Here is a 15,296-nt window from a genome sequence, read left to right on the forward strand (position 1 = left end):
AATGAAAAAACTCAGCAAGTGCTGAGTTTTTGAGGTTTATTCATGAATCGTAATTTTACGCTCGCTGAGCTGCTTCACCATGGCTTGCTTTAATGCATGCAGCTGTCCATCAATACTGGCGTCGATGATCCCAACTTCTGTTTCCAAAATGCAGCCTCCATTTTTCAAGCGCGCATCTGCTACCACGTCAACGTAACCGACTTCAGGGAAATCACTTAATACACCAACCACCTTTTCTCTCACCTCAACAACCTGTTCTGGGTGGACATGTAAAATGACCTGCTTTTGGTTACTCACCAGTTGCAACGCTTCTCGAACTACACTCACCGTGGTATCGACATCATCGAAGGTATCGATGATCTTGCGTACTGCTTCTAACACCACACCTGTCATTTTTTCTTCGACTTGCTGATAGTAGTCATTACAACGTGCTAAGGTTTCAACCATCGTTTGCGCATTTTCAATCTTGGCTTGTGCAAGGCCATCTTGATAACCACGTTGTTTTTCGGTTTCGTAGGCTTGCTGGGCATTAGCAATGATGCTTTCAGCTTTGGAGTTCGCGGCTTCAACTAAGTGTTGCGAATCCAGATAACTGGCATAATCTTTCGCTTTCAGCACCTTTAAGCCAGGTGCCAGCTGCAAATTGTCTGTTTTTATTTCAACAAATGAAACCATTGAGGAATAACCTGTTTTGCGATTTTTTTTGTGAGTCGATACGCCAGATCTCGTTGATCCGCTTCCAACCAGTTAGCTGTTTCCGCGTTTTCGCTAAGTTGCTTTTCTAATTTGAATTGCCAACGAAGAACAACATCTTCCGGTGAGTTAATCAAAATAAACCTCATCCAAAAATATCCTAGCGCCCTCATGCTTGCTTCAACAGACCTTTCATCCAATAGTTCTGGTAACGAACGCTGCCAGCCTTGCGGCCAGCTGGATAACAGCATCGGCCCGTTTTGAATTAAGAACCGAGCGCCTTCCAAACCAAAAACGTTGTTCAGAACCTGTTTCGGGCGTTTTAAAACAACGCCTCGCATTGCCACACAATGTAAAGCTCCGCCCACCATCAATACGAGTTGGTTCAACGCGTCTGTCGGGAGCAATGCCAAACTATGACAAGGTCTGTTAAAAGCCGTCTCAGGAACGGGAGATAACGTCCACTCATTGATACACCATTGGTTGAACATGGGGTTATCTCTCCAGCCTTCGATATTTAGTAGCCAAGGCTGCTTTTGCTCTATCCAACTTCTATGGATGTACTGGCAAGGCGCATAGTTAAACTGGTGTTGTACCTGCGCGAGTGGTGTTTCTGGTTTAACCACGCTTCGTGTTCCTACGACACCATGTAAAAGTAGCGATATTCGAGCCGATGAGTGCCGCTACCAAGAACACCAAAATGGCGATAAGATTATTCGCCGTCTCTTTGGTGACCTGAACCGACAAAATGCTTTTAAATTGATTGTTTTGAGTAGCAACTCGAACCTCTGATGAGGGTACCATCACTACGCTGATTCGATCGTAGTTCAACCCCTCAATACTGTTGTTCACTAATAATTTGATCTGCGGAACATATGAATCAAGCGCAATATCTGCCGCGTGTTTAATAAATACGGAGGCAGAAGCTGGAGTTGGGCGCTCTCCTGGACGCAGATCTTGATCTTCCAAAACAACATGAACACGTGCCACCAGCACGCCATCAATCTGAGATAAGGTTGACGAGAGCTCTTGAGATTTCGCGTACACCAAACGTGCTCGTTCTGCTAATGGTGACGAGATCAAATCGTCTTTAGGAAACACCTCTTTCAGTGTAGAAAACTGCTCTCTTGGATAACCTTTTCGCTTTAGCGCATCTACCGCGAAGGCGATTTGAGAACTGTCTACCATTAACTTGACGGTGTTGTCTTTGTCAGGTTCTTTTGTTGCAACGACACCTTCGGATAGTAAGATCGACAACATCTCATTACCCTCTTTCTGAGTAACGTTGGTGTATAACTCGGTCTGACAACCTACCAGAAACAACGTGAGCATGATGAAAACTGCTCTCATTTTATTCATCATCACTATTGTGCCTTCAATAAGGTTTCTACGTTTTGTGTGGTTTTACCCACGGTTTTCGCGATCAGCTCTTCTTGAAAAGTAATGCGTGTCAGCGCCCACTGCATTTGCAGTAATTGTGCCGGATCATCACCCACCATCTTCATGTTGTCTTGCAGGTTACTTTTCGCGTTATCGATAGTGTTTTTCAACTCGCTGATGTTTTCTAGCAAACCGCCCTCCAGGCCATTACTTGCCTCAGGAACCGACATGGCTTGCTCAAAACGTTCGCTTAAACCGTCTTCGACTTGCGCATCCTGTAACTTATCAATGTTGGTTTGCATCACCTCGGTGTACTGCGTGTTTATCATATGTACTCCTAAGATAAATCTAACTTGTGACTGTGAGTCATGATGTTTTTCACCATCGCATTTTTTTGGATCATGAAGCTAAGTTCATCACGAACCATGTCCAGTGTTGATGCCATATCAGGTAACGACTTCAACTCTGCCCAGCAATGCCATAAGGCTTGTTCTTTCTGGGCACCCAGTGGAAAATGCTGCGCTAGCATTGCTTTTAGTGCTGTTTTATCAGCAGGTGGTTCGGCAATAAGCTGTCCCGAAAAATTCCCTAGTAACTCCTGCTTCAACACCTTTAACAAATCAGATTGTGGCTGCTCGTTGCCTTTTGCACTCTTCGCCTCATGAAAGGCGTACCACATTGCCTCTCGTTTAACTTGAGGGTCGGAGAACGCTTCATTTAACGATGATAAGACACTTTGTTTACTGACAACCTCTGCGTCTTTTAATGATTCGTACCACGCTTTAATCTCCGCCAGTTTGGCTTCTGTTTTCTCTAGCGTCTCTTTTGGAGAAACATGTGAAACTTGCTCTTGCTTGTTACTTCGCTCCATGAGTGCTTTCATCTTGTCTTCATCGCTCCGCTCATAATGGCGCGACTCCGACTGACGCAAAGATTGGTGTTGAAGACTTAGGTTACTTGAATCAATGATCATCCAAGATTCCTAATGTCCTGAGAAAAGCTCGCAGCAAATGCTTGGCTTTCTTCGCTTCCTTGTGACGCAAGTTCTACCCAGCTTTCCGCTTTGCTCAGTAAACCGGCTTTGGCAGAAGCAAGAGCCGCTAAGCTGATCAGATCTGGATAGGCGTTACAAAGTGGTTCGAGTAATTGATGAGCCTCTTCATACAAGCCTTTATTCATGAGGCTCATTGCACGAATCATCGCAACGGTCTCTTCAGAACCTGAGCTTGCTTCAAGGCCATCTGCAATGGTGTTGGCTTCTTGATGACGATGCATACCTGTTGCCATCAGCGCGATTTCAGCCAGCAGTTGGCGCGTTTCTCGTTCCATGCTTTACACCTTCTGGAGAATCGACTGCATCACATCTTTAATCGCACGAGTGGTGGTCGCATTGATATTGTAAACAACAGACCATTTGTTGATCGCGTGCTGAAGCTCGGCAAGCTTTGATGGATCATCGGCATTGGTTTCTAGGTTCTTGATGGCTGCCGTCACTTCTGTGTTGGCATCTTTCGCTTGTTGTTCTAACTTAGCTTTAACATCATCAAGGTTTACACTGTTACTAGCATCGTAAAATGACATAAGACTTCCTCGTATTTTTTAGTTAGCTTCGTATGATTCAACGACCGCATGGGCGGCTGTGTAAGCTTCATACTGTTTGAGTAGCAATTGGTACTGCTGTGGTGAGCACCCTAAATCCAACTGACGTTTCACCACCGCTTGTGCTTCTAAGAGCTTGCTCTTAATCTTGTGCACTTCCGCACCGTTTGTGTCGTTATTTAAAATTTGTTCAAGATTTGTCATTGTTCGTCTCACCTTCATATCCAAGTTCTATTGTTATCACCCGCCCGCCTTTAACCAACTCAATACCAGCAGGTGTAACACTGGATATTCGGTAGCCCTGAGGCGTTCTTGCACCGACCATATAGCGAACGTTATCGGTCAGAATCACATATGGAACCTGGCCAAAGTTGACGCTACGAAACGGGAAATCGATGTTGGTGCCTTTACTCACCTTAGGTATGGATTTCAAAACTAAGTACGGTTTCTCACCATATTGTTCCCGGAAGTCTCGGGTCACACCGTAAAATCGAGTCGTTTCGATATCATCAAGCTCACCACGAACTTCGATGCGATCACCGCTGGTGACCAACTGGACTTTTTTCAGTAACTCCGCATCCGTCAATAACGCTTTTAGCGTATCCATGTAGGCACCCGCTCGCTGCAGTTCAACCTTCCACGCAATAAGACCCGGCACGTCTCGCTCCAAGATTTGTTCAACTTGGTTCCAGCGGCTTGCATCATCGATATAGCCCGTCAGCAGCAGTGTGCCGGTCTCATCGCCATTTTCGACTTTCACTTGGTGATAGCCGAGGTTGCGCAAAATAAATCGAACCCCGCGACGGATTTCTTCCATCGTTCTTAAGTCACTTTTGTAATTGATGCCCAATACATCAATTCGACCAAGCAGATCGAGTTTCTGTGTTCGGTCTTCAACATAGCCCTCTAAGACTGCTTGGCGTGCGGCGGCATTCCATTCCACACGAACGTCGCTAAGTTTGAGCTCGCCTAAGATGTTACGTACCAAAACAATGGGTTCTGCTTCTGTAACAATTTCATTGTTGTTTCCGTTAGCTTGGCTGTACCACATACCGGCAAAAATGACACTCGGGACAAAACTACAGAGCAAAGCGATGAGCGTTGTTTTTTTCCAGCTAGAGCGTTGCACAGCAACCACAGGTGTATTCTGTTGGCTAGATTCGTCGCTGACGTTACTCACAATTAACGCATCTTCCGCGTATCCCAGAGCGAACTTCACAACGCCGACCGAGACAACAGCATGGCGTGACAACTCGATACCATCACCTGCAACAGCGATGTCTTCACTGTTAATATTTGCCTCTTCGCAGCCTCGTAAAATGACCGAGTCTTGCTGGCAAACGAGGGTGAAATGGTTCGCTTCGACCCCAGCATCAGACAGTACAAGATCAGCAATAAAGTCGTCACTGCCAAGCACGAGAGCACCTTCAGGTAAGGTGACTTCTACTCCGGTATGCACGCCTGATAAAATACGAATTTTCCATTGCTGCATCGCGGTTAAGACTCCTCTGAAGAGCGCACACACTCACTTTGTGAGTCATCACATTCCAATACTTTCACCCGCCAACCCTTTTGCCCTGTTGGTAATTGGCACTGCGTTAATTGAGACGACTTTTGCTGTGACAATAAGTCTTGTTGATAGCGCTCGGCTTGAACCCTCGATGTGCAGCTATATACTTCCACTACCGATTTAAATTCAGCGCTATTGTTGGAGATGTTGTTAAGCTTGCCGATACTTGGTCGCAAGTCATATTCGTTGCCAATCAACACACTATCGCCAATACCATCCACAACAATTCGAGGTTCTAAAATAAACATTCGTACTGTGCGGCGCTTAGTGTTGGTATTACTTCTAAACAGCGCGCCTAAATATGGGATGTCTCCTAGCAATGGCACTTTACGTAACTGATGGCTCACTTCATCTCGGTACACACCACCGATAAGTAAGCTTTGCCCTTGTTTAACCGTCGCTAAGGTGCTGATTTCAGTTTTACGAACGGAAGGAAGATCATCGACGCCACCATCAGCGATCTTTGCACCGTCTTCGAGATGAAGGCTCAGGTTAATTTCAGGTCGTGCAGCAAATCTATCACCAACGATACGTGGGACAATTCTCAGTAACGTGCCATACGTGACCTCTTCCAGCGCTGCGGTTTCTTTACCAACCAGCTTGACGTAAAAAGTGCTGCTGTTGTTCAGTACCGCTTCGACATTTTCCTGAGTTAACAATGTTGGTCTTGAAACCACTTGAGCACTGCCTTTGGATTCCAATAAACGAATTTGAGCCAGCAAGTAATTTAGGTTGGTTGAATCAAGCAAGGACTTAAAGTTCTGTCCACTGCCGAGCGTCACATCCCCCGAATTCACATCACCTGTTGTTTTGATATCGACAATGCGGTTGTTTCCGACAGACACTCCCGCTCGCCAATCCACGCCTAACTGACTTAGATCGTTGGCACTGATATCGACAATCGATAGCGCGACTTCAATTCTTGATTGCGGCTGGTCTAATTGCGCGACCAGTTTACGATAGAGCGGTAATCGTGCTTGAGTATCACGAACGATAATCGCATTAAGACCCGGCTCTGCTTCAACTGTTGCGCCACCATGAACTGAGGCGGTTTTATTACTTTTTACAGGCTTATCTGGACTGGTAACTTCTTTGCTAGACGCACTCGCCACTTGCGTTTGAACACCAGACACGACCCGTTTTAACACCGATGCGATGCCCGGGACCGTAATTGTCTGATCTCGATATGCAATTTCTCTATCCGTTGCAGAAGCGTACTTCAAAGGAATTATCTCAACGAATAATTCGTCGGTTGAATTCGATTTCTGCAGCAAGCGCGTTTCCAATGCCTCCGCCGTTTGTACCACTAAGTCGACATAACGTGGAGGACCCGCAAGATAGACTAACCCTTTGCTCTCAGCAGCTCTCCAACCATAACGAGAATCCCAAACGCCGGTGGAAATTAACGTACTGCGTAGCTCTCTAGCCGTAAGTAATTCCAATTGAAGTAAACGTGAGCGAGTTTCTGTCGCCTTATAGACATGTAAGACGGCTCCATCGAAATACCACATCAAGTTGTACACTTGCGATAAGTAATCGAGGAATTCCGCCGGATCTTCAGGGGTAAAACGCCCATTCACTCGATCGTTGACTTTGTCACTAACAGAAACCGAGACACGATAATTTGCACCGAAGTTATTCAACAACTCTTTTAATGAGTCATTATCTGCATAGTAGCGGAACGGTTGTTCGGGCCAGTGTAAGTCTGTTGCTTGCGCGTATCCCAAAGGAACAACACTCACTGCGCATAACAATGCCTTTGTTGCAGCACGCCTAATGTTGGGAAAGATTTTTAGCATCATGGTAACCACACTGTATGGTTGATTGTGTGGTTCACGCGTTCTTGTTCCAATAATGCAATGTAACGCTCACATAGATTGACGTGCTTAGAAAGCAAAGCAGAGAACCGTTCCACCGAACAGTCCTCAACCCTTACTTTACTTTGCAAAATCAATTGCTGATCATCATTGGTTGTCAGTACGCCGCCATCCTCACGAATGGTTTTTAATGAGAGCTGCATGCAACGTTGTAACGCTTGTTCTTGTTGATAATCTAGATGCTCTTTAAACTGGAAGGGTAACGTCGCTTCCCATAAAATCCATGACGCATGTTGCTTGATGGTCAGTGATAACTGGTCAACCTCGATGTTGTAAGAACCATTTTCTGAGGCAATAAAATCCCCTACCTTTAGCGCTTCCGCTAAAGATTTCATCATCTTATCTAACATTTAACGCCCTATTTAGATCTGGCTGAGGTGATTGCAAGCCTGGCCGCACTGACCACTTTGAGTATCAAAATAGTAGTGATCGATATCACCAACAGTTTGCATGTTCTTGAACCATTGCCATACTTTCGCAACCGCATTTTGGTCGTTGTAAACCACATCGCATGCATCCCAAACTTCGTTCAGCTCGGGGGCTTCAAGTCGCACTTCCGAACACCAATTTTTCCACTCAGAAATAAATTGTTCGGTTGTAGAGGTGTACTCCGCGAACCCTTTCAGCTCGTCTAAAGACGGTTGCCACTTCTCAATTAACAAACGATGACATTCAATCACTTGCAACTGTTGTTCGCTTAACGTCCCAAGTTGCTTTTTAAGTTGATGCTGCTGGCTCTTAATAAGATCGAGTTGCTGTTGAACAAAGACGGCACTGGTGTCTTCCCCTGATAGCTTCGACCAATATTCCTTCTGAATATCGAGTTGATTGATAAGTTGTTCAACTTTAATCGAAGCATGAAGAGCACTTTGATCGACTTGTCGGTTAATCCACTCGTTGAGTGATAAATGGAAACAAAGCATCAACGTTTTTGGGACAGCCAAATTAAAGCGAAAGCCCAGACGAGAGTTGATGTAGTCCAGCCTTTGTTCGAACGTTGTGATTGTGCTGCTATCACTGAGCTGCGATCCAATCTCCAAAAATAAACGCATGGCAAACCGGTCTATCGAAGCACCAAGTTTTTGATACGTTTTAACTAACTGGCTAGCGCATAGGCTATCGACGACATTTCTATCCAACAAGCGTTGAAGTAAAGATAACTGCTCATAATTTATGACGCCTTCACTCAACAATTGTCGGTGATTGACGTGCACAACATTGAGATCCTGCGTAGGTTTCGAGGCGCTTTCATAACGAGCTCCTCTTTGTAAAACAGTCACTTTCCGCTGTGTCACTATGCTGTCTGGAAAAAGCGAACGGCGTCGCCAATGCTGCTTTTTCATTTATGTTCGTCTCCGCACCCCTTTCGAACAATCCAGAAAGAAAGAGATGTAATAATTTTTAATCGTTCGTTGTTACACGATACATAATAGAATTTACACTGGTGAGTGACTTTCAAAATTAGTCAGAAAATTTTAGTCCCAAGTCATTTCATTTCGCGATAGCCACTTGATCGTCTCCCGAACGTACGCGGCTTGGGGTCGTTCCAAAACGACGACGGTAACTCTGCGTAAAGTAAGACTGACTGGAAAACCCTGCCTCCATCGCCACATCTACGATGCTCATCTTGCTCGTCAACAGCAGTTTATGAGCATGCAGTAGTCGACGCTCACTGATCCAAGCTCTTGGAGAAATGCCATAGTGCTCATTAAAAAGCTCTTTAAAAGTGGTTAAGCTGGCACCAAACTCCTGCGCGTAGTCTGTCAACTTCCATTCTTTTAAGTAATGCTGTTCCATAAATCGACGTAACCGTTCCGACGTACGGTTTGTTTGTTGTGACAGCAACGCATACAGTGATTCTCCTCCTTTGCTGTGTAGCAAGAGAATGAGTAGTTCTTCGTATTTTAGGCACATAATGGCATCAGGGTACGCTTGTTGCTCAAGCGTCTGCATGCTAGAAAGCACTTGTTCAACGAGTATGTTCAAACCAAAAGTAAACAAACCAGAACAAACTTTGTCTACCTTAGGCAGCATCATCAAGAGATCACTGTGTTTTTGCAGCAACTGACTAACGAGTTCATTGTCGTAAGCAATAATCGACGCTTTGTATGCCCCATCTAGCGGAGAGTACTCTAACAAGTAATCCCCTTGAGATAGAAATACCCCATTTTCTGCAGCAACATCGATTGTGCAATCACCTGTTTGAACTCGAAGCTGACCATTGTGAACGACAACAATGTGAGACTGGTCTGAGTGAAATACTTCGTCAGATTTTTCATAGCAGGAAAAACTACGAATTTTTCGTGAACTCGAGTCGACCCTTTCTGAGTTTAGTTGGCCTGACACATCCATTTTCTACCCTTCATTATTTTGAGTTTCTCAGTGCAAATGTTGAGAAACTTTCAAAGCACTACTTTGATCGTTGTTATTTCTAAGTACTGCTGTATGAATTAAAGAAGCAAAGAAAAGAGCATAGAAGTTCTATCACTTACCATACCCCCCGAATAATTAGCAAATAACCCAAGCATTACCTTTACCTGAAGGTAAAGGTTTGACTTAGTAAATTTCTGCTGTCCGTCTTTATTATTTTTATCAGATAGCGTTTATCATTAGCCAAAACTTAAATATCATTTCGTTATTTAAGTTTGGTTGTTTTGTTATACATTAGAATACAATTAAATAGATTTCGGCACCGTTTCGAGAACAAAATTAAATTTCCAAAATCATAAAAATGTATATTTTATAGCCTAAAACGCCAAGCCAACGTGTTCAAGGAGCGAGATATAATCATAAAAAATACTGTTTTTGCAACAAGTATGAGTCTAAAAAACAACTGACCCGATGACTTCAAAGTCATGTAATTAATGTTTATAAAAGACAACAAATCTTTCACAACAGGAAAGATATAGTCTTTATTTTTATAAATTAGAAAATTCTAATAAAAATGTAGTGCTTAAAATTTTATCTGTTTATTTTTGGAACAAGAATCAAGTTTTCTTGTTTATTTCCCTCTAAAAATAAATAGTTCTTTTCTTTTTCCGCAACGAGCTCACCGTTTGAATAAAGCTTTCCAATAATCTTCATTTTTCCTTCACCAGCTTGAATTGGTGCAATTAAAAACGAATACTGCACAGGCAACTGAACGCCTTGGTAGCTCTGAGATACCGATTTAAGACATTGATTATCAATAACTTTACATATTTCCACTTCAAGAGAAGTAATCGAAGGTGGAAAGTAGCCGTCGACAGAAACCCAACCATAGACTGATGCCTGACTCTGTGTATCAAAGTCATCCACCCCATTGACGGACACAGTCTGACTGCACCCACTCAGTATGAATAACCCAATAAAACCAGCCCATATAGAATTGTTCATTATGACCCCATAAACTTATTTTATATAATCTAGCTCATTTGAAATCCACACAATTCTTTATGTAAAAATATAAAAGATCAACTTATATTTATACTACAAGCGGACAATAAATCGCATTTTTCAACAACACGTAGTTAACATGGACTGTAATTTCAAAAGCAGTTTCTGCTCACTTTCATTCCTTCCTTAATTGAAGTTTATTAGAGAAAAATGATATTCATATATATCATTACCATCGAGATATGCATCTGAACACATTTACTTTTGCCTTTCTATTTCTCTCAACACATTTAAAAGCCAAAATATAATAACAACCGACTAATATTGATAAACATGAAGAGATACATCTAATATTTTCCTTGATAAAATTTCAAAAGGGACTATTCCTATGTCAGCACGCCAAACTATCGATGAGATTTTGCTAAAGTTTGCTCATCAAATAGGCTTGCCTGCACTGCATCTAACGGAAAATGAAGTAAGCTTAGCCTTTGATGATAATCTAAGGGTGCATATCATCTTTCATCCTGAATCGACAACTCTGCAGCTCGAAGCTGAGATTGTTGGCCTTCAAATTGTAAATTCCGATCTTTATCGTTCTTTCTTGGCCTTTAATTATCACTGGCCTGAGCACCAGTTATTTTTTAGTTTAGATAACCACCGACATGTCCTATGTTTAAACCGACTCATTAACATTAGGCGACTGGATTACGAATATTTTGAAACAGCTTTAGCAGAATTGCTGACGCACAGCGAGTCGTGGGAAGCGTTATTGTCTTCTCATGTAACCATTGATGAGGCACCACCGATGCCACAAACTTTAGACTTGAGAGTTTAGGTGTCTTTATGTCCAATGACATCCAATCCACATACACCAATTCATCGGTTCATGACGCTCAACAAGCGCAGCAAAGTGATGCAGTGCCGCAAGGAACGTTTCATGGCCGTAAAGTCACCCTACTCTCCTCATCAGAAAGCAGTCTGATGCGAACAAGCTCTAAAAGAGAGCTTGGTGAATGTTTAAATCAATTTGCCAGTCTCGAATCTTGCAATCGCGTTTTGGACTTTGATCCACAACTCAATATTGACAAGCAAAACGCCGCCGTAGAAAAGCTTATGGAACGAAAAGTGGCGATAATTCAACGTTCCTGATATCACAATATAAGCAGGTTAAACATCTAAGTTACCCTTCAGCCGACAAGCTCACGCTAATAAAAAACCCCGAAGATTCGGGGTTTTGATTCATACTGCTTTTTCTTTATTAATTACTTAGTTTCACTAGAAGAAGCCTAACGGGTCGATGCTGTAGCTAATCAGCAAGTTCTTCGTGTTCTGGTAGTGATCCAGCATCATCTTGTGCGTTTCGCGCCCGATACCCGATTTTTTGTAACCACCGAACGCTGCGTGTGCAGGGTAAGCGTGGTAACAGTTAATCCAGATCCGACCAGCTTCAATATTACGGCCCATACGATATGCAACGTTCGCATCACGTGTCCAAACACCTGCGCCTAAGCCATATTCAGTGTCGTTTGCGATTTCCAACGCTTCAGCCTCATCTTTGAATTTGGTGATAGCAATCACTGGGCCAAAGATTTCTTCTTGGAAGATTCGCATCTTGTTGTGGCCTTCCAACATGGTTGGCTGAATGTAGTACCCCTGGTTGATAGACTCTGGCTGTTCTGACACTCCACCACCAAAGACCACTTTTGCGCCTTCTTCACGGCCGATTTCCAGGTAACTTAAAATCTTATCAAACTGTTCTTGAGAAGCCTGAGCACCGACTTGAGTATCGGTATCGAGCGGATTACCTTGTTTAATCAGCTGTGCACGTTCCGTCAGTTTCTCTACAAACTTGTCATAAATCGCTTCATGAACCAGTACGCGAGATGGACAAGTACAAACTTCACCTTGGTTGAAGAAACCAAGTAACGTACCTTCGATACACTTATCAAGATACTCATCTTCGTAATCGAAGATATCTGAGAAGTAGATGTTTGGAGATTTACCACCTAACTCAACTGTCGATGGGATCAAGTTGTCTGCTGCACATTTCAGAATGTGGTTGCCAACTTGCGTAGACCCGGTAAAAGCGAGTTTCGCAATGCGGTTGCTGGTTGCTAATGCTTGACCCGCTTCAGAACCATATCCGTTTACAACGTTGATGACACCAGGAGGAAGAAGGTCACCGATTTTTTCCATCAGAACCAGAATGGATGTTGGGGTTTGCTCTGCTGGCTTCAATACCACACAGCAACCCGCCGCTAGTGCCGGTGCTAGTTTCCAAGCCGCCATCAACATTGGGAAGTTCCACGGAATAATTTGACCCACCACACCAATCGGTTCTGGGAAGTGGTAGCTTGCGGTGTGCTCATCCAGTTCTGCCGCACTGCCTTCTTGTGCGCGAATACAGCCAGCGAAGTAACGGAAGTGATCCACTACTAAAGGTAAATCTGCCGCCAAGGTTTCGCGAACTGGTTTGCCGTTTTCCCAAGTTTCTGCAACTGCAAGCTCTTCTAGATGCTGCTCAATACGGTCAGCAATTTTCAGCAAGATGTTCGAACGTTCTGTCACGCTGGTTTTGGCCCATTTTGCTCTGATGTTGTGCGCGGCATCCAGTGCTAAATTAATATCTTCCTCGCCGGAGCGAGCAACTTTACAATACGCTTGTCCGTTGATTGGTGAGATATTGTCAAAGTACTCACCACCCGTTGGTTTTACCCATTCCCCACCGATAAAGTTATCGTAATGCGATTTAAAGTTAACAATGGCATTTTCACTACCTGGCTGTGCATAAATCATAACTCTTCCTTTTGTTTCTCGTTCAATGTGTTATTGCAGTGTCGTATCGCACTGTTCACAAAGAGCATTACGCAAGTCACACGCCAACTACGCCACACTTGTTGTTAATTAAATGTAAAACTATGATTACCAAGCGATAACAAACCAAGTGAGCGATGTTTGAGCGGATGTATGGTGTGAACACCAATGTTCAAGTGTTCCAAAATGGCACACCCTCACTGTGACAAAATGGTACAGTCATGGAACTTCAACACATTAGCGATAACAATTGGCTTTCAACTTCATGGGTCAGAAGTGAACAAGCGGGTTTAAAACAGCGTCGACGCCCTGAAGATATTCGAGTAACGCCAGCAACGCTCCAAGATAGGCGTCACCAACTCAATTTTTTGCTAGAGGCAGTCACTCAATGTGCACTCCCTTTGTTTAATCAGCTATTTGCTCATAGCGACAGTCGCTTAATTTTGACAGACTCAGATGGTGTCATCATCGGCAGTTGGGGACAGCCTAGATTTCGTGAGAAGTTAACGGAAATCTCGCTAAGCTCTGGAGCATGCTGGCAAGAAAAGGTCAAAGGCACCAACGCGATTGGTACAGCCTTGGTTGAAGCAAAGCCCGTTTCTGTTATTGGTGATCAGCACTTTATCCAACACCATCGTTTTATTAGCTGTTCGGCTAATCCTATTTTCGATCATCTTGATAACCTCATTGGCGTATTAGATATTACGAGCGAGCAAAAGAGACATGACTTCTCAACGCAAGTACTAGTACAAAACATGGTCCAGCAAGTGGAGAATCAACTACTTAACTTGATTCCACAAGGGCATATTCGTGTGGATTTAGCGTGCGAAAAAGGTTTACTGAATAGTGGTTGGCAAGGAATTATCATTGCAAATGAAGACGGACAAGTTTTGGCTCACAATCAAGTAGCCTCTCAACTTTTTGCGCAAAAAAGTATCATTGGGCAATCCTTAGACGACATTCTATCCACTCGGGGAAATGAGCACCCTTTCGTTTTCAAAACAAAACCGCTTACCGATAAAGATAGCAAGGTCAAGTCTCGTGCTGTAGCGGCGTCCAATGATCTTCATTATGGCGACTCCGCTGTTGAGCACTGTTGGCAGCAAGCCAATCGCGTCATCGATAAAGACATCAGTTTGTTGATTCTCGGAGAGACTGGTGTTGGCAAAAACGAGTTTGTGAAAGCGCTTCATAAAAACAGCCAGAGAAAAACGGGACCGTTGGTTTCCGTTAACTGCGGAGCGCTACCAAAAGATCTGGTTGAATCTGAATTATTTGGCTACGTAGCCGGTGCCTTTACTGGCGCAAACAGCAAAGGTTATCAGGGGAAAATTCGCCAAGCACACAAAGGGATTTTGTTTCTGGATGAAATCGCAGATTTACCCTTGGAAGCTCAAAGCCGCTTGCTCCATGTATTGCAAGATAAAACCGTGCTTCCCGTGGGTTCAAACCAAAGTATTCAAGTCGATACGCAAATCATTGCAGCCACGCATAAAGATCTGGAACATTTGGTCAGCGAAGGATTGTTCCGCCAAGATTTGTATTATCGCCTTAATGGCTTGATCATTGAGCTACCTCGCTTTGAGGAACGTGATGACAAACGACAACTGATTGAGAACATTCATCGGCGTCACGCCGAATCTGAACAACAGCTTTGCCCTCACCTACTTTCTCTGATGCTGTCTTACTCATGGCCAGGAAATTTGCGTGAACTCGATAGTTTAATCAAAGTATCCGCCTTAATGGCGCAAGGTGAAGAAATATTGGAACTCACACACGTCCCAGCCCACCTAAGTAAGAAACTCAGCCAAGCTCAAGAAGGAGCAGCATCCGCTGAACCAACTTCAGAACTGCGTGCAACCGTCGAAGATAAGTTGCTCAAAACATATCAAGCCAACCAGGGGAACATTAGCAAAACGTCTCGTATGCTTGGTGTGAGCCGAAATACCATTTACAGAAAGTTGAAAAGCCTTGGCATATTAAGTTAA

The 15,296-nt window shown here is 43.7% G+C and carries 18 protein-coding genes; 3 read left to right on the forward strand and 15 right to left on the reverse strand.

The features are described from left to right. Positions 1–36: 36 nt before the first annotated feature. The 14 genes from KJB35_RS05945 to KJB35_RS06010 all read right to left on the reverse strand — a co-directional run bounded on the left by KJB35_RS05945 (position 37) and on the right by KJB35_RS06010 (position 10,494). On the reverse strand, positions 37–675 hold the full coding sequence (locus tag KJB35_RS05945; RefSeq protein ID WP_258515383.1) for an HrpE/YscL family type III secretion apparatus protein: 639 nt from the start codon (positions 673–675) through the stop codon (positions 37–39). After that, entirely contained in the window at positions 654–1,319 is a 666-nt protein-coding gene (vscK, locus tag KJB35_RS05950; protein ID WP_213885706.1) for a Yop proteins translocation protein K, read from the reverse strand. The genes KJB35_RS05945 and vscK overlap by 22 nt, the downstream gene beginning before the upstream one ends. Continuing rightward, the gene (gene sctJ / locus KJB35_RS05955) at positions 1,312–2,058 is read right to left on the reverse strand and encodes a type III secretion system inner membrane ring lipoprotein SctJ (RefSeq protein WP_086012989.1); all 747 of its coding nucleotides are present in this window, start codon (positions 2,056–2,058) and stop codon (positions 1,312–1,314) included. Before sctJ ends, vscK begins: the two co-directional genes overlap by 8 nt. Continuing rightward, positions 2,058–2,402 carry a type III secretion system inner rod subunit SctI gene (gene sctI, locus KJB35_RS05960; protein ID WP_005387149.1) on the reverse strand — a complete coding sequence of 115 codons (345 nt, stop codon included), beginning with the start codon at positions 2,400–2,402 and terminating at the stop codon, positions 2,058–2,060. Before sctI ends, sctJ begins: the two co-directional genes overlap by 1 nt. An 8-nt stretch (positions 2,403–2,410) precedes the next feature. Further along, positions 2,411–3,046: a YopR family T3SS polymerization control protein gene (locus tag KJB35_RS05965; protein WP_005377201.1), complete on the reverse strand. Its 636-nt coding sequence runs from the start codon at positions 3,044–3,046 to the stop codon at positions 2,411–2,413. Further along, a complete protein-coding gene (locus KJB35_RS05970) occupies positions 3,043–3,402 on the reverse strand; it encodes a YscG family type III secretion system chaperone (protein WP_005377200.1) in 360 nt (119 codons plus the stop codon). Before KJB35_RS05970 ends, KJB35_RS05965 begins: the two co-directional genes overlap by 4 nt. A gap of 3 nt (positions 3,403–3,405) precedes the next feature. Continuing rightward, positions 3,406–3,654, reverse strand: coding sequence for a type III secretion system needle filament subunit SctF (sctF, locus tag KJB35_RS05975; RefSeq protein WP_005377199.1), 249 nt, complete (start codon positions 3,652–3,654; stop codon positions 3,406–3,408). 18 nt (positions 3,655–3,672) lie between these two features. Then, positions 3,673–3,876: an EscE/YscE/SsaE family type III secretion system needle protein co-chaperone gene (locus tag KJB35_RS05980; RefSeq protein ID WP_005377198.1), complete on the reverse strand. Its 204-nt coding sequence runs from the start codon at positions 3,874–3,876 to the stop codon at positions 3,673–3,675. After that, complete coding sequence (gene sctD / locus KJB35_RS05985) at positions 3,863–5,164, reverse strand: type III secretion system inner membrane ring subunit SctD (RefSeq protein WP_005377197.1); 1,302 nt, start codon at positions 5,162–5,164, stop codon at positions 3,863–3,865. The genes KJB35_RS05980 and sctD overlap by 14 nt, the downstream gene beginning before the upstream one ends. Positions 5,165–5,169: 5 nt before the next feature. Beyond that, positions 5,170–7,044, reverse strand: a complete 1,875-nt coding sequence (gene sctC / locus KJB35_RS05990; protein ID WP_033906172.1) for a type III secretion system outer membrane ring subunit SctC — start codon at positions 7,042–7,044, stop codon at positions 5,170–5,172. After that, entirely contained in the window at positions 7,041–7,469 is a 429-nt protein-coding gene (locus KJB35_RS05995) for a YscB family type III secretion system chaperone (RefSeq protein WP_005377195.1), read from the reverse strand. Before KJB35_RS05995 ends, sctC begins: the two co-directional genes overlap by 4 nt. Before the next feature lie 12 nt (positions 7,470–7,481). Continuing rightward, a complete protein-coding gene (locus tag KJB35_RS06000; RefSeq protein ID WP_005377193.1) occupies positions 7,482–8,462 on the reverse strand; it encodes a T3SS regulon anti-activator ExsD domain-containing protein in 981 nt (326 codons plus the stop codon). 148 nt (positions 8,463–8,610) lie between these two features. After that, positions 8,611–9,471 (reverse strand): AraC family transcriptional regulator, encoded by an 861-nt coding sequence (locus KJB35_RS06005; RefSeq protein ID WP_005377191.1) that lies wholly within the window; start codon positions 9,469–9,471, stop codon positions 8,611–8,613. Positions 9,472–10,080: 609 nt separating this feature from the next. Continuing rightward, positions 10,081–10,494: a YscW family type III secretion system pilotin gene (locus KJB35_RS06010; protein ID WP_031778954.1), complete on the reverse strand. Its 414-nt coding sequence runs from the start codon at positions 10,492–10,494 to the stop codon at positions 10,081–10,083. A gap of 388 nt (positions 10,495–10,882) precedes the next feature. On the opposite strand from KJB35_RS06010, the gene exsC reads away from it, so the two are divergent. Then, positions 10,883–11,329 carry a type III secretion system regulatory chaperone ExsC gene (exsC, locus tag KJB35_RS06015; protein WP_005377174.1) on the forward strand — a complete coding sequence of 149 codons (447 nt, stop codon included), beginning with the start codon at positions 10,883–10,885 and terminating at the stop codon, positions 11,327–11,329. A gap of 8 nt (positions 11,330–11,337) precedes the next feature. Beyond that, on the forward strand, positions 11,338–11,643 hold the full coding sequence (gene exsE2 / locus KJB35_RS06020; protein WP_005387156.1) for a T3SS regulon translocated regulator ExsE2: 306 nt from the start codon (positions 11,338–11,340) through the stop codon (positions 11,641–11,643). 126 nt (positions 11,644–11,769) lie between these two features. On the opposite strand, the gene KJB35_RS06025 is transcribed toward exsE2, so the two are convergent. Then, positions 11,770–13,290, reverse strand: a complete 1,521-nt coding sequence (locus KJB35_RS06025; protein WP_005377169.1) for an aldehyde dehydrogenase family protein — start codon at positions 13,288–13,290, stop codon at positions 11,770–11,772. A gap of 239 nt (positions 13,291–13,529) precedes the next feature. On the opposite strand from KJB35_RS06025, the gene KJB35_RS06030 reads away from it, so the two are divergent. Next, positions 13,530–15,296 carry a sigma-54-dependent Fis family transcriptional regulator gene (locus KJB35_RS06030; RefSeq protein WP_213894313.1) on the forward strand — a complete coding sequence of 589 codons (1,767 nt, stop codon included), beginning with the start codon at positions 13,530–13,532 and terminating at the stop codon, positions 15,294–15,296.

The organism is Vibrio sp. D431a (genome assembly GCF_030248655.1).
GTDB lineage: Bacteria > Pseudomonadota > Gammaproteobacteria > Enterobacterales > Vibrionaceae > Vibrio > Vibrio alginolyticus.

Coding starts and splice junctions, on each gene's coding strand:
- KJB35_RS05945 (WP_258515383.1), bottom strand. CDS start 675: ATGGTTTCATTTGTTGAAATAAAAACAGACAATTTGCAGCTGGCACCT.
- sctI (WP_005387149.1), bottom strand. CDS start 2,402: ATGATAAACACGCAGTACACCGAGGTGATGCAAACCAACATTGATAAG.
- KJB35_RS05965 (WP_005377201.1), bottom strand. CDS start 3,046: ATGATCATTGATTCAAGTAACCTAAGTCTTCAACACCAATCTTTGCGT.
- KJB35_RS05970 (WP_005377200.1), bottom strand. CDS start 3,402: ATGGAACGAGAAACGCGCCAACTGCTGGCTGAAATCGCGCTGATGGCA.
- sctF (WP_005377199.1), bottom strand. CDS start 3,654: ATGTCATTTTACGATGCTAGTAACAGTGTAAACCTTGATGATGTTAAA.
- KJB35_RS05980 (WP_005377198.1), bottom strand. CDS start 3,876: ATGACAAATCTTGAACAAATTTTAAATAACGACACAAACGGTGCGGAA.
- sctD (WP_005377197.1), bottom strand. CDS start 5,164: ATGCAGCAATGGAAAATTCGTATTTTATCAGGCGTGCATACCGGAGTA.
- sctC (WP_033906172.1), bottom strand. CDS start 7,044: ATGATGCTAAAAATCTTTCCCAACATTAGGCGTGCTGCAACAAAGGCA.
- KJB35_RS05995 (WP_005377195.1), bottom strand. CDS start 7,469: ATGTTAGATAAGATGATGAAATCTTTAGCGGAAGCGCTAAAGGTAGGG.
- KJB35_RS06000 (WP_005377193.1), bottom strand. CDS start 8,462: ATGAAAAAGCAGCATTGGCGACGCCGTTCGCTTTTTCCAGACAGCATA.
- KJB35_RS06005 (WP_005377191.1), bottom strand. CDS start 9,471: ATGGATGTGTCAGGCCAACTAAACTCAGAAAGGGTCGACTCGAGTTCA.
- KJB35_RS06010 (WP_031778954.1), bottom strand. CDS start 10,494: ATGAACAATTCTATATGGGCTGGTTTTATTGGGTTATTCATACTGAGT.
- exsC (WP_005377174.1), top strand. CDS start 10,883: ATGTCAGCACGCCAAACTATCGATGAGATTTTGCTAAAGTTTGCTCAT.
- exsE2 (WP_005387156.1), top strand. CDS start 11,338: ATGTCCAATGACATCCAATCCACATACACCAATTCATCGGTTCATGAC.
- KJB35_RS06025 (WP_005377169.1), bottom strand. CDS start 13,290: ATGATTTATGCACAGCCAGGTAGTGAAAATGCCATTGTTAACTTTAAA.
- KJB35_RS06030 (WP_213894313.1), top strand. CDS start 13,530: ATGGAACTTCAACACATTAGCGATAACAATTGGCTTTCAACTTCATGG.